Raw genomic sequence first — 12,894 nt, 5'->3', positions numbered from 1 at the left:
AAGGGTGGATTGCCGCCGGTTCGGTGGCAATCTGCGAGGCACGTCGCGCGGCACGGCCAGTTAAGGAGCACCGACGACTACCTTGCTCCCGCAACGGCGAACGGCACGTACAGTGGCGGTTACTTGTCCCACATGTTCGACAGCGACAACAACCTGCGCGTCGACAGCTCGGTCAAGTTCAAGAGCGTGAACTACGGCGGCTTCTCGATGAGCGCCCTGTACGGTTTCAGCAATCAGGCGGGGGCGACGAACAAGAGCGAGGCGCGGAGCGTCGGGGCCAGATACAAAAACGGGCCCGTGAGTGTTGGGGCTGCCTATGAGCAGTTCAATATTCCGGATGCGAACACGGATGGTGCGGTTTCGTCGACGGCAGATGCCTTGTTCGTGGCAGGACGTCAGCGCATCTTCGGCGTCGGCGGCACCTATGCGATTGGCCCGTTGAAAGTAGGTCTCGAGTGGACACGCATGGTCATCGACGGCGTCACGTCCGGCCCGATCGTCGCAAACTATCTGCGACGGGACAACTACGAGATCAATGCGCGATATGACATCAAACCAGCTCTCTTTTTGGCGGGCGGTTACACGTTCACCGACGGCCGGCAGACCACGGGAAGCGCCACGACGGATCCGAAGTGGCATCAGGTCAACCTGATGCTGTATGACGCACTCTCAAAGCGTACTGACGTTTTCCTGCTGGGTGCATTCCAGAAGGCCGCTGGTGACGCCACTTTCGCTTACATCTATGGCAATGGGTCGACGTCGATCCAGTCGCCGGGTAGCGCGAAGCAGGCCGTAGCCCGCATCGGTATCCGCCACAAGTTTTGAAGGAGCAGCCGCATTGGGAGAGGGGGCTCTCTCCTGATAGCGGTGGTGAAACCGTCTTGACCAACACACTTACGACGATCCAAAAATTCAGACTGTGGCTAGCAGAACGGCTACGTCCTGAGGACGGCTACTGGGCATTGCTTTGGGCGGTGCCCATCGGTTTCGCGGGTGCGCTTGCGACCGTGGCATTTCGTGAGGCAATCGAAATCGCCCAAGCGTTGATCTTCTCCCGGTCTGGCGATCCGGTCGAGATTGCACGTCATTGCGCGTGGTACATAAGGTTGCTCGTGCCGACGGCTGGTGGCGTGATGGCGGGGGCGCTACTCTGGACGTCGTCACGAAGAGTGTCGGGAATTGACCATCCAGAATACATGGAGGCGATTACGATCGGTGACGGAAAAATTCCCGTTAGCGTGACGCTCATTCGATCCCTGTCTGCCTTGAGCTCCATCGCTTCGGGGAGTTCGATCGGACGGGAGGGACCGATGGTGCAGCTCGCAGCACTTGCCGCCTCGCTTATGGGTAGAGCTAGGTCGTGGCCGCTGGTCGATGTGAGAACAATGGTGGCGTGCGGGGCCGCTGCCGGCATCGCATCAGCCTACAGCGCGCCGATTGCCAGCGCCTTTTTTGTCGCAGAAATCGTGCTCGGTTCGGTCGTAGCCGAGCGAATGGCGCCTCTCATCATATCGTCGGTTGTGGCCAACCTGACGATGCGTATGTTGCCTGGCTATCACCCCCCTTATATGTTGCACGCAGAGGATGCGATCAATGCGCTGGGTCCGCTTGATATGATGATGTTCGCGGCGCTCGGCGTGGTATTGGGGCTTAGTGCTCCGCTTTATCTTGCACTGCTGCAATTTGGGAAGAAGAGAATATCGGAAATGGGCATGCCGTATCCACTCGCCCTTGGCGTAGGGGGACTTTGTGTTGGCATTATTTCAATCATTCTGCCCGAAACACTTGGCAACGGGTACAGCGTAGTCAACGACTTGATACGACAACCCGCCGGATGGTCGTTCGTCACAGCGGTCCTAATATTCAAGGTGATTGCGACTGCAATTTCGACGGGCTCCGGTGCTGTCGGTGGGGTGTTCACTCCGACGATCTTTGTGGGTGCAGCCCTTGGCGCGCTCTATACAGATCTCGCGACCTTGCTGCACGTAGATATTGGCCAGTTTCGGGTGCTTTTCGTTATCGTCGGTATGGGAGCATTTCTGGGCGCCGCCACCCAGGCACCCTTGATGGCGATCCTGATGATTTTCGAGATGACGCTCAACTATGAAGTCATGTTGCCGCTCATGCTTTGTACGGTCGTCGCGTTTGTCTGCAGCCGATCAGTTGTTACCCGTCCAATGTACGACGCAACACGAAGGATCAACGAAAAACGAGCTTTGGCGGACAGGGCGCGAAGAACCCGTGTTCGCGATATCCTGACGTCGACGCGACAGACGTTGTCGTCGACGGCCACTGTCGAAGAGGCGGGCCGGCTCTTTCTATCGACAACGGTCAAATACATTTATCTACTAGATAATGCAGAACAGTTGGTTGGCTGCATCGCGCTGTCGGACTACAACCAGTTGGTTGTGGATGGCATTGATATGGGACGCCAGCCGGCAAGTCTGATCGCTCACCACGACATTCCCGTGCTCTACCCGGATGACGAGATTTTCCGGGCTTTACAGGCCTTCCTCAGGCACGAGGGAGAGCGATTACCCGTTGTATGCCGTAGCGGCAAAAAGAAGTTTCTCGGCGTAGTTTCAAAGGCTGATCTTCTTTCGACAATCGAATCGCTGGTCTAGCCAGATACTGACGGGTGCATCAAATATTTCCCTGTTTATTCGGCGGCGTAACGGACATGCCTTTCCTTGAACAAGTTGCGAATAACGTGAGGCTCCTTCTGTCGCCGATGCAGATGACGGCGGACTGTTGTTGACGGAAGCCGTCAAAAAGGCGGGGAGGCGAGCGCACGGCGGGGTATCGTATCCCTAACGACGAGATCAGGAGCCACCATGCGATACACGATCGTTCTTGAGTTCGATAGCGGCGATGGGAGTGTGGTGAAGCGGGTTGAGGTCATGCGGTTCCACAGGTCCATCGAAGACCAGACGCCCGGAGACGTGGGACTGTCACTCACTGAAGGCAAGTCTTTGCTCAATTGTGTGCAGCAGGAGTTCGTTGTTGAGCAGATCGAACGTTTTTGCGCGTCGCGTAGATCTTGTGTGGATTGCGGCGTATAGCATTGAACCGCACCGGGAATCGTGGAGGCTGGTTGGTTTAAGTTAATATGGGTATGTCAGCGGTTTTCTAAGTTGCCTGTAGTAGTTTGCCTCAGCCTCCGCGGGCGGGATATAGCCGAGCGGTTCCATCAGCCGATGATGGTTGTACCAGGCCACCCATTCCAGCGTTGCCAGCTCGACGGATTCCCTCGTTTTCCAAGCGGCGCGCCGATGAATCAGTTCCGTCTTGTACAGGCCGTTGATCGTTTCAGCCAGCGCATTGTCATAGCTGTCGCACCGGCGGCCGACCGACGGCTCGATGCCAGCCTCTGCCAGCCGCTCGCTGTAGCGAATGCTGACGTATTGGGCGGATTCAACCGGTCGTCGCAACACCTTTAATCGAGGAGGTGTTTATGGGACGACCAGCGGGGTGGATGCATAAGTTGACAGGGCGATGAGCGATGCGCTCGCCAGGTGCACCGTCGCATCGGCGTGAGATCGAGCGTCTATTTTGGAAGCAGATCGCCACCGGTATCACGAGCGAGAGAGCAGCAGAGGCGGTTGGCGTATCTCAGGCGGTGGGCGCGCGCTGGTTCCGCTATCGTGGCGGCATGCCACTTTTCATGTCGAACCCTATATCTGGTAGGTACTTGTCGCTCGCGGAGCGAGAAGAGATTGGGCTACTTTCGCTCCAAGGCGACGGAGTACGCGAGATCGCTCGCCGTATCGGACGCAGCCCGTCAACGGTCTCCCGGGAACTGACACGTAACGCTGCAACTCGTAGCGGCCAGCTTGAGTATCGGGCTTCGGTTGCGCAGTGGAAGGCGGAACTGGTTGCCAAAAGACCCGAACCGCCGAAACTGGTGACTAACCCACGGCTGCGCCACCACGTGCAAGACCGTTTGGAGGGCAAGGTTCGCGACGCTGATGGCCGTGAGATTTCTGGGCCTCGGCAAGCGCCGTTCAAAGGAAGAAACAAACCGCATCGCGGTGACCGCAAATGGGTCAATGGCTGGTCGCCCGAACAGATTTCCAACCGGCTGCAGATCGACTTCCCGGATGACGAATCCATGCGCATATCTCACGAAGCCATTTACCAAGCGCTCTATATCCAGGGCCGCGGTGCTCTCAAGCGCGAGCTGGTCAGCTGTCTGCGCACTGGGCGGGCGTTGCGCGTACCGAGGGCTAGGGCACAAGCCACGGCCTGGGCGCACGTTAGCGAGGATGTGATGATCTCCAGCCGGCCTGCAGAAGCGCAGGATCGTGCTGTGCCAGGGCATTGGGAGGGTGACCTCATCATCGGCCTGAACCGATCTGCTATTGGCACGCTGGCGGAGAGATCAAGCCGTTTCACCATGCTCGTACACCTGCCTCGGGAGAAAGGCTATGGGTTGACTCCCCGGACGAAGAACGGCCCCGCGCTGGCTGGCTACGGAGCTTTCACGATGGCCAATGCGCTCAAGAAGGCCGTGACTGACATGCCTGCACAGTGGTGGCGGTCATTGACCTGGGATCGTGGCAAGGAGCTATCCGATCACGCCCGCTTTACCGTCGAGTCCGGGGTAAAGGTATTCTTCGCCGACCCGCACAGTCCATGGCAGCGCGGCACGAACGAGAACGCGAACGGCCTTCTGCGACAATACTTTCCAAAGGGCACAGACCTATCCCGTTGAAGTGCTCGAGAGATCCAGGCCGTTGCCAATTCACTGAATACCAGGCCCCGGAAAACGCTTGGATGGAAGACTCTTGCCGAATCCCTGGACGAATATCTAAAATCTGTTCAACAATCTAGTGTTGCGACGACCGGTTTGGAACGGCCCCCTGAATCACCGGACACGGTCTCCCACTTAAAATAGCGGGTAGGCATACGACTGTGTTTCTGACTAACAACAAGCAAGAAGTGATGGAAGTGTTGACGGGGCCGGAGCGCCGGCGGCGATGGTCAGCCGATGAGAAGCTGGCAATGGTGCGAGAGAGTTTCGAGCCGGGCAAATCGGTTTCGATGGTTGCACGCCAGCACGGCGTCAATCCGAACCAGCTGTTCCATTGGCGCAAGCTGTATCAGGATGGCAGCCTCTCGGCAGTCAGTGCCGGCGAGGAAGTCGTACCAGCGTCGGAGCTGAGCGATGCGCTGAAGCAAATCCGGGAGCTTCAGCGGCTGCTCGGTAAAAAGACCATGGAGAACGAGATTCTTCGTGAAGCGGTGGAGGTGGCGAAGTCGCGAAAATGGATTGCGCGCTCACCCTCATTGCCGGGGGACGAGCAGTGAAGCAGGTCTGCGACGTTCTCGGTGTAGCGCGCTCAAACGTGGCGGCAAGGCTTGCCCGTCCAGCCGACTGGCAGGATGGACGCAGTGCCAGGAAGACGGACGATGCCGGGCTGGTCGAAGAGATACGGCTGACCGTCACTGACCTGCCGAGCTATGGCTATCGCCGGGTCTGGGGAATGTTGCGTCGTCAGCGGGAGGATCGAGGCATCGCTTCGGTCAACGCCAAACGCGTATATCGGGTAATGCGCGTTCACGGCCTGCTGCTACAACGCAGACCCTCTCCGCCACGGCCGCAGCGCCGGCACGATGGCAAGGTCGCAGTGGCGAAGAGCAATCAACGCTGGTGTTCTGATGGCTTTGAGTTTCGTTGCGACAACGGCGAGCCGTTGCGCGTGACGTTCGCACTGGATTGCTGTGACCGGGAAGCGATGAGCTGGGCCGCAACGACAGGCGGTCACAGCGGCGATGTCGTGCGCGATGTGATGCTGGCAGCCGTCGAGAACCGGTTCGGTGACGTCAGTAAGGCGCCGGCTGAAATCGAATGGCTAACCGACAATGGCTCGGGGTACACGGCGGCGAAGACCAAAGCCTTCGCGTCTGACATTGGACTGAAGCCATTGACCACACCGGTGTGCAGCCCGCAAAGTAACGGGATGGCCGAAAGCTTCGTGAAGACGATGAAGCGGGATTATGTCGCCTTCATGCCGAAACCCGATGCGGCCACCGCTGCGCGCAACCTTGCCGTCGCGTTCGAGCACTACAACGAGCAGCATCCTCATAGCGCACTGAAATATCGCTCGCCACGCGAGTTCAGGCGTAGGACCGGTTCATCAACTCAAGTGTGAGGCGGTGTCCGGAGGTACGGGGGCAAATCCACGGTTGAATCCGCCCTCACCTGGCTGAAATTTTACATAATCCTAATTGACAACTGTTTTATCTACATACATAACAGGTGATAAACTTAATTATGTCAAATGTGGGATTCCGATCTACCTGGATCGGACGCCAACCGTTGGTTCAGGTAATTTTGTTCCCGTTTTGCAAGCAATTTTGTTCCCAGGCCCCTAAGCCGTTGACCAGGGATGCGCTTTCCGGTGCGTCGTGCTCGTCGATCGGGGCGGCCCACTGCGAGGTGCCCCGTCCGGGGGACCGACAACGGACATAGCCAAGGGCAGATGCCTATAAAACCATTGAGCGTCTTTCGCAGGAGTGCAGGGCAAAGATCGGCCACGGTGACGAAAAGGATACAAGATTGCTTGAACTGTCGGCCGAAGGAACAAATTTGCTTGAATTGTGTGCAAGCAATCTTGTTCCCGATGGACGTGTCTGCCGCTAAATCCGGCCGCCTAGTGGTAACAAAATTACTTGCACCGACGGTCGGCGTTGAACCGTTAATGGTTTAAATTTGGCCCTGTATGAAGCGCCTGATGCGTCTCGCCGACCATGTGAAGCCGATCAGCTACCTTAAAAGCGAAGCGGCGCAAATCGTCAAGGACCTGATTGAGTCGGGAAAGCCGCTCATCATCACGCAGAACGGCGAGGCGAAGCTCGTCGTCCAGGATGTGCGAACCTACGAATCGACGCAGCAGACCATCGCGCTCCTGAAAATCCTGGCTATCGGCCAGAAGCAGATCGAGCGGGGGGATCACGTCGATGGCGACGCGTTCTTTGCGGAGCTCAACGAGCTCGACCGCCAGGAAAAGCTCCGCTGATGGCGGGACCGCCGCTGAAATACAGCACGTTCAGCTAGCCGGCGCGCAAAGGAAGTCGGATCGTCAGCGACCCGCCAATATTCCCGCCGCACCTCGTCGTGTCGTCCGTGTCGAAGATTGCTACCGCTAGTCAATACCCGTTTCTTTGCGCTTATACTCACTGTCGCCTGAACGGCTAGCGCCCGGGCCCCACGCTGCACGCCGACAAGGAACCACGACGTCAGTCGACAGCAAGGGACCGTCGGTTCCGCTGCCTGGGCAAACTGGCTCGTCGACTTCGGCATTCAGTGGGAAATTGACGGGCGCGAAATTCCGCCGGGTTGGAACACCGGCTATCTCGGCATCAACACGACAGGCCCGACGCAGAAGCCGCCGCTCGACTATCGCACTGAAGTGTTCCAGCTCAATCCGGCGCTCTCGAACGCGGCATTCGCGCTATCGCGCAACGTGACGCTGACCGACGACGCCCTGGCGCAGGCCGCCCGCGCCAAATACAGCTATGCGCCTGCGAACCGCCCGCCGACCGTGATCCAATGCGACACCCTGGCGGGCGATACCTGGTGGTCGGGCACCGACCTTGGCGCGCGCGCGGCAATGGACGAAGATCCTGACCGACGGCAAGGGCACCTATTGCACGACGCAGCAGGAAGACAACGCCACCTTCGAGGCGCTGACGCGCGGGGCGACCGTGCATCGCGTCGACCTGAACCGTGTTGCGGTGCTGCGCGCTGGCTCGGACTTCGACCGCCCGTACGCGGGCCAATCAAGTGCCGACAACCTGCTCAACTACTCTTCGCAGGGCGGCTTCGCGATCGCGATCGACAATCTGTCTCTCACGGGCAATCCGCTCGTACAGGACATTGTCACGCATTGGGGCGAGTGGCGCGACGGCGTACCCCAGCGGTAGCGCGTTTGCGGCGGGGTGAAGCCTACCGCGTACCGGTCTGGCCGGCGATCGGATCGTGTCCACCGTTGTCCTCAGCTGCCGTGGCAACGCATACGCCAACGCACACCGGCGGGTCAGCAACGCGATTCGGGCGCGCTCGCTCCAATGACTGCAGCCGCCTTCCTCCATCGCCCGTGTAAATTCGCGAGGCCCGAGGGCGCCCGCTAAGGACGTGCCTGTGAGAGGTCCAGCTGCCGAGCCATGGTGCGCGTACTCCGGCGCCTCGCTCCCCAGGTGCCGATTCGGGCGTCTTCACAATAGCGGCATCTACACGCGGATCTTCGATCGTTCTGGGCGCACCGGGACGGATGCATCGAGCAGGCCATCGCGTCGATGCGTAGCTTGCATGCCGCTTCGATACCGATTGCTCGGTGACCCGCGGTCTCGCCGCGACCGTCTTGTTGTCGATGCTATAGACCTATAGACGCAGGCCAGTACGATCCGCGCTCGAAATGCCACCGCCTGCGTTGTCTTACGGCGCATAGTCAGAGCCTTGAGCTACTCGCGTTCGGCTTCGCTCAACACGAGTTCCACCTTGGGTCTTCCGCTTATCACCGCCCCTTGGTGTCCGTGGCTCCCACTACACGGCACTACAGACAGCAAATCACTCGATCAATTTATAACGCAGTACACTAGGACGTCTTTGCTCCAGCTGCCATTGGCATTGGAGTTACCGCAAACAGCCACGGGAAACGCACCCAGCCTGCCCTAGAGGCATCTAATGTTGGGAGTCTGCCCTAGTATCTATAGACGCCCCAACCCGTTTTTCGTCCCAGGCGCCCGGCTGACACCAACTCTCGCAGTAACGGACAAGGACGGTATTTCGAATCGCCGAAGTCTTTTAGATAGACATCCATAACGGAAAGGCAAACGTCAAGCCCCACGAGATCCGCGAGCGCAAGTGGGCCGATCGGGTGATTCGCACCAAGCTTCATGCCGGCGTCGATCTCTTCTGCGGTTGCAATACCTTCTGCCAACACGAAGAATGCCTCATTGATCATCGGTACGAGGATCCGGTTGACTACGAAACCTGGCGAGTTGGTCACGCCGATCGGCGACTTGCCGAGCCGCTCAGTCAACTCGCGCACGGCACTGACGGTGGTATCGTTTGTTTGTAGCCCACGGATGACCTCCACAAGCGACATAATCGGTACGGGGTTGAAAAAGTGCATGCCGATGAAGCGGGTTGGATCAGAGAGCACGGCACCGAGTGCGGTAATCGAAATCGACGACGTGTTTGAGGCGATGATCGCATCCGCGCGCGCCACCGACTCGATCTGCTTCAGGATGCGAGCCTTCAGTTCAACGTTCTCGGTTGCTGCTTCGATAATGATGTCCGCAGTTGAAACGCGTTGGTAGTCAGTGGAAATGTCGAGGCGAGCAAGGGCACGATCACGCGATGTTGTATCAAGCTTTTCCCTGTCGACGAGACGACACAGGTTCGCTGTTAGCGTTGCTAGGCCCTTTGAGAGCGCCGCCTCATTGACATCGATCATAACCACGTTCAGACCTGCTACCGCGGCGACTTGCGCGATGCCATTGCCCATGGTTCCGGCACCGACTACGCCTAGCGTTTTGAAAATCATCATGCTCCCTCTTCAACAGATTGGCGAAAGTTACCGAAGTCCAGCGTCAAACTAACATTGCGTGCACGAGTTGTACGCGGTCAACCAACGGCGCCTCGTTGCCCATCGAATCTTGGTGTGGACTACCTTTCATCCATGACCAATCAGCGCTTTCAGCGGCCTCAATTTACGCAGTGCTCGGAAAGAACAGCGAATTTTCGGGGTGAATAACAATGACGGACAAATAGATATTGAACATGTCAATAAATCCAGAAAAAATTGCGCCGTTTATGGTATTTCTTCGTATCCAATCGTGTGTCCCGCAGACTCTAAAATATGTAATCGAATCTCATTCGGCGTGCGTTATGGTTTTTCACCCGGAGATTGTCACACGGATTTGAAGAGGAACTTCAGGACAAGTTTTGCGTTGGCACTTGATCGCGGCAACCCTTAATCATGTTCCTATCGTCGGCGAATACCAGCTTCGGACGCCAACCCGCCGCGAGCTCCGTCTCATCGACTGATGCAAATGCCGCAATAATCACGAGATCTCCGGTGTGTGCGCGTCTTGCGGCTGAGCCATTGAGCGACACCATGCCGCTTCCTCGCTCGCCTTTGATCGCGTATGTGGAAAAGCGTTCGCCGTTGTCGATGTTCCAGACATTGATTCGCTCGTTTTCAACGATCGCCGCAGCATCCAGCAGGTCCTCATCGATCGCGCACGATCCTTCATAGTGAAGTTCGCAGTGGGTGACAACCGCGCGATGAATCTTTGACCTGAGCATATGACGTTGCATGTGATTTCCCTTTCGCGATACGGATTAGACGTGAGGCTTTTGCACCAAGATGATGAGCCATGACACTGCTGGGGTCAGTGCACATCAAGATGTCTCGGGGCGATCGATGGTCTTCTATAAACATTGTTGAAAAATGTCTTTCGCACTATCTCCCGAGCAAGTAGTTTTTCGGCGCCGGCTGGAGGCGACAGGATCAAGCTGCGGCGGAAGTACCCTGTCAGGCACGCGTAAATGAAGATCGCCTCCAGCCCGTAGTCGAGATGCTCAGATATAGCTTTAGGTTTCGCGAAGAGAGCCAGTGCTGCCTCGATCGAAGACTGCGCAAGTAGCGCCGACTCCCTCAACATCTTGCCGACAAAATGCAGTCGCCTTGAATTTTCGGAGTGGACGGCACAATCGAATCCAGACGCCGCTTCGTGCCTGGCCGTAGCACATCAGCTAACCGCTGTTCGAACTCGCCACGCGACGCGTCGACGGTTGCCGTTGCCACTTCTTCGGTCGAGACAGCGAATGGTTCAAGCGGAAGCGCCGATCGTTCGAATAGGGCACTTACGATCGACCATTTGTTCGTGAAGTGACCGCAGATAGCACCGCGAGTCATACCGCTCGCACGAGCAATGTCCTCAAGGGTCGTCGACGCGACGCTACGCTCAAAAAAATAGATTCCGCACTATCGAGAAGCTTCTCGCAAGTAACAATCCCTTGAAATTTCCGCTTCATTGCTTACCCTCGATAGTCGGAGAATGTACGTTTCTCTCGTCATCGACTATTCACCGTCCGTCTGCGGAGAGACATGCGACCGCCGGATGGCTTGTGACCTCCGAGTTCAGAAACAATACGTCGCGGCGGCTCGATACAAGGTGCTGCCCTCCATCGACAACCAATGTCGTCCCAGTGATGCCATGCGCATTGGCAAGGTACGCAGCAGCTTCGACGATATCGCTAGTCCGCGAACCCCGCAGAAGCGGTGTCATCTTGTGGACGGTATCGAATTGTTCCTGTGTCTGATCGCCAGACACTAGCGTCAATCCAGGAGCCAGCCCCACCACTCTGACTTTCGGTGCGAGAGCTTGTGCGAGCGCGATGGTCGCGTTGGCCAGCGCAGCCTTGGTCGCCGTGTATGAGATGTAGTCGGGGTTCATGTTGAAAAGCTTCTGGTCAAGCACGTTCACGACTACGCCACGCTTCGCTTCGTCCGATACCGCGCTGTCTGGCACCACCTCGAAAAGGCCTCGTGCCAACGCGAGAGGCGCGGCGACGTTGATCGCCATAAGTTCCAGGAGCCGCGTATAACCAAATGTTTGCGCGGTGTCCTCATCGAATCGTGATGCACAGTTGAGGACGCAATCAAGTCGATCGAAGGTCTTCACGCACGCTGGTACCAGTTGCCGAACTTGTTCCTCGATCGCCAAGTCCGCGCACAGCGCGACTGATCTGCGCCCCTGAGATTTGATGTGATCGACTACCGCTCGGGCTTCGTCCTTTGATTTGTGATAATGCACCGCGACATCCCATCCTCGCGCGGCGAAGCCGAGGGCAAGCGCCCGTCCGATCCGTTTAGCGGCTCCTGTTACGAGTACAGCGGGGCGGGACGACCCGCCGTGATCCGAGGCTGATTTGATCATTTCCAACGGTCGAATTGGGAAGCCGCTTGGCAAGCCTTCGGATTTGGCACGCTACCCTGCTTGTCCGAAAGCTCGGCGGCAACGCTAAGCATGGGAAAATCAAACTTCCAGGTTATCGATCAGTCGGGTGTTCCCGAGGCGCGCAGCCGCGACGACAACCAGCTTGCCATTACTGACCTCCTGCTCGGTTGGTGACCGCAAGTCGGCCTGCTTGCGCACCGAAATGTAGTCCGGCTGCCAACCTCGTTCGATCAACATGGAAAATGCGCGTCGTTCGATTCCCTGAATATCTTTCTCTCCGCTCAAGATCTTGTCGCGGGCCTGGTTCATGAGCCGATATAACATTGGCGCCTCAACTCGCTCTTCGGGTGTCAGGAAGCGATTGCGAGAGGACAAGGCAAGGCCGTCGCAATCGCGGATGGTTTCACCCGCCACAACGTCGGTTGGCATCGCGAACTGCTTGCACATCTCGCGAACAATCATCAATTGCTGGTAGTCCTTCTTTCCGAAGACTGCTACACGCGGTTGCGCGCACAACATCAGTTTCATCACCACTGTGCATACGCCCTGGAAAAAACCGGGCCGAAACTCACCCTCCAGCATGTCGCCCATGCCGCCCGGTGGCCGCACTCGATATTCTTGCGGCTGCGGGTATAGATCCTGTTCTGTGGGGGCAAACACGACATAAACGTTCTCCTTCTGAAGCTTCTCAACGTCTGCCTCCAGCGTTCTCGGATAGCGCGCAAAATCTTCCCCCGGCCCGAACTGCAGCGGATTTACAAAGATGCTCGTGACGACGGGATCCCCATGCTGCCGGGCGAGGCGGATAAGCGACAAATGCCCTTCGTGCAAATTGCCCATGGTCGGCACGAATGCGGTACGGTTTTGCCCGCGCAGCTGCGCGCGCAGTTCGTCGATGGACCGAATCAGCTTCATTCT

At 57.5% G+C, this 12,894-nt stretch carries 9 protein-coding genes and 4 pseudogenes; 7 read left to right on the top strand and 6 right to left on the bottom strand.

Annotated features, from left to right (window positions below):
- Nucleotides 1–9 precede the first annotated feature (9 nt).
- From L0U81_RS32370 to L0U81_RS32360, 3 genes and pseudogenes are all read left to right on the top strand, one after another.
- On the top strand, nt 10–825 hold the full coding sequence (locus L0U81_RS32370; RefSeq protein ID WP_267957419.1) for a porin: 816 nt from the start codon (nt 10–12) through the stop codon (nt 823–825).
- Between the two features lie 56 nt (nt 826–881).
- Nucleotides 882–2,624, top strand: a complete 1,743-nt coding sequence (locus tag L0U81_RS32365) for a ClcB-like voltage-gated chloride channel protein (protein WP_233810163.1) — start codon at nt 882–884, stop codon at nt 2,622–2,624.
- A gap of 210 nt (nt 2,625–2,834) precedes the next feature.
- A pseudogene (locus L0U81_RS32360) lies at nt 2,835–3,059 on the top strand (ISKra4-like element ISBusp5 family transposase); the annotation flags it as partial.
- Nucleotides 3,060–3,099: 40 nt separating this feature from the next.
- Here L0U81_RS32360 and L0U81_RS32355 read toward each other — a convergent pair.
- Nucleotides 3,100–3,410: pseudogene (locus tag L0U81_RS32355) on the bottom strand (integrase core domain-containing protein); the annotation flags it as partial.
- A gap of 92 nt (nt 3,411–3,502) precedes the next feature.
- Between L0U81_RS32355 and L0U81_RS32350 the strand changes: the two are divergent.
- The 4 genes and pseudogenes from L0U81_RS32350 to L0U81_RS32335 all read left to right on the top strand — a co-directional run.
- Nucleotides 3,503–4,897 (top strand): annotated as a pseudogene (locus L0U81_RS32350) (IS30 family transposase).
- 47 nt (nt 4,898–4,944) lie between these two features.
- Nucleotides 4,945–6,155 (top strand): IS3 family transposase gene (locus L0U81_RS32345; protein ID WP_233810563.1). Its coding sequence is split into 2 segments (ribosomal slippage): nt 4,945–5,251 and nt 5,251–6,155, totalling 1,212 coding nucleotides; the frame shifts between segments, so codons are not numbered across the junction.
- A 582-nt stretch (nt 6,156–6,737) separates the two neighbouring features.
- On the top strand, nt 6,738–7,022 hold the full coding sequence (locus L0U81_RS32340) for a type II toxin-antitoxin system Phd/YefM family antitoxin (protein WP_233810561.1): 285 nt from the start codon (nt 6,738–6,740) through the stop codon (nt 7,020–7,022).
- 219 nt (nt 7,023–7,241) lie between these two features.
- Nucleotides 7,242–7,929, top strand: a pseudogene (locus tag L0U81_RS32335) (purine-nucleoside phosphorylase); the annotation flags it as partial.
- A 776-nt stretch (nt 7,930–8,705) separates the two neighbouring features.
- Here L0U81_RS32335 and L0U81_RS32325 read toward each other — a convergent pair.
- The 5 genes from L0U81_RS32325 to panC form a co-directional block, all read right to left on the bottom strand.
- On the bottom strand, nt 8,706–9,554 hold the full coding sequence (locus tag L0U81_RS32325; protein ID WP_233810559.1) for a 3-hydroxybutyryl-CoA dehydrogenase: 849 nt from the start codon (nt 9,552–9,554) through the stop codon (nt 8,706–8,708).
- A gap of 389 nt (nt 9,555–9,943) precedes the next feature.
- On the bottom strand, nt 9,944–10,330 hold the full coding sequence (gene panD, locus L0U81_RS32320; protein ID WP_233810161.1) for an aspartate 1-decarboxylase: 387 nt from the start codon (nt 10,328–10,330) through the stop codon (nt 9,944–9,946).
- 340 nt (nt 10,331–10,670) lie between these two features.
- Nucleotides 10,671–10,994 (bottom strand): TetR family transcriptional regulator, encoded by a 324-nt coding sequence (locus L0U81_RS33920; RefSeq protein ID WP_442793488.1) that lies wholly within the window; start codon nt 10,992–10,994, stop codon nt 10,671–10,673.
- Between the two features lie 106 nt (nt 10,995–11,100).
- Nucleotides 11,101–11,955: an SDR family oxidoreductase gene (locus L0U81_RS32315; RefSeq protein WP_233810159.1), complete on the bottom strand. Its 855-nt coding sequence runs from the start codon at nt 11,953–11,955 to the stop codon at nt 11,101–11,103.
- A gap of 99 nt (nt 11,956–12,054) precedes the next feature.
- Nucleotides 12,055–12,891, bottom strand: coding sequence for a pantoate--beta-alanine ligase (gene panC, locus L0U81_RS32310; RefSeq protein WP_233810157.1), 837 nt, complete (start codon nt 12,889–12,891; stop codon nt 12,055–12,057).
- Between the last annotated feature and the right edge of the window lie 3 nt (nt 12,892–12,894).

It is taken from the genome of Paraburkholderia sp. HP33-1 (assembly GCF_021390595.1).
GTDB lineage: Bacteria > Pseudomonadota > Gammaproteobacteria > Burkholderiales > Burkholderiaceae > Paraburkholderia.
The sequence above is the reverse complement of the archived record's forward strand: the minus strand, read 5'-3'. Positions and strand labels throughout refer to the sequence as shown.

Excerpts from the sequence above, each read along its gene's own strand:
- L0U81_RS32325 (WP_233810559.1), bottom strand. The coding sequence starts at position 9,554 with ATGATTTTCAAAACGCTAGGCGTAGTCGGTGCCGGAACCATGGGCAAT.
- panC (WP_233810157.1), bottom strand. The coding sequence starts at position 12,891 with ATGAAGCTGATTCGGTCCATCGACGAACTGCGCGCGCAGCTGCGCGGG.
- L0U81_RS32340 (WP_233810561.1), top strand. The coding sequence starts at position 6,738 with ATGCGTCTCGCCGACCATGTGAAGCCGATCAGCTACCTTAAAAGCGAA.
- panD (WP_233810161.1), bottom strand. The coding sequence starts at position 10,330 with ATGCAACGTCATATGCTCAGGTCAAAGATTCATCGCGCGGTTGTCACC.
- L0U81_RS32315 (WP_233810159.1), bottom strand. The coding sequence starts at position 11,955 with ATGATCAAATCAGCCTCGGATCACGGCGGGTCGTCCCGCCCCGCTGTA.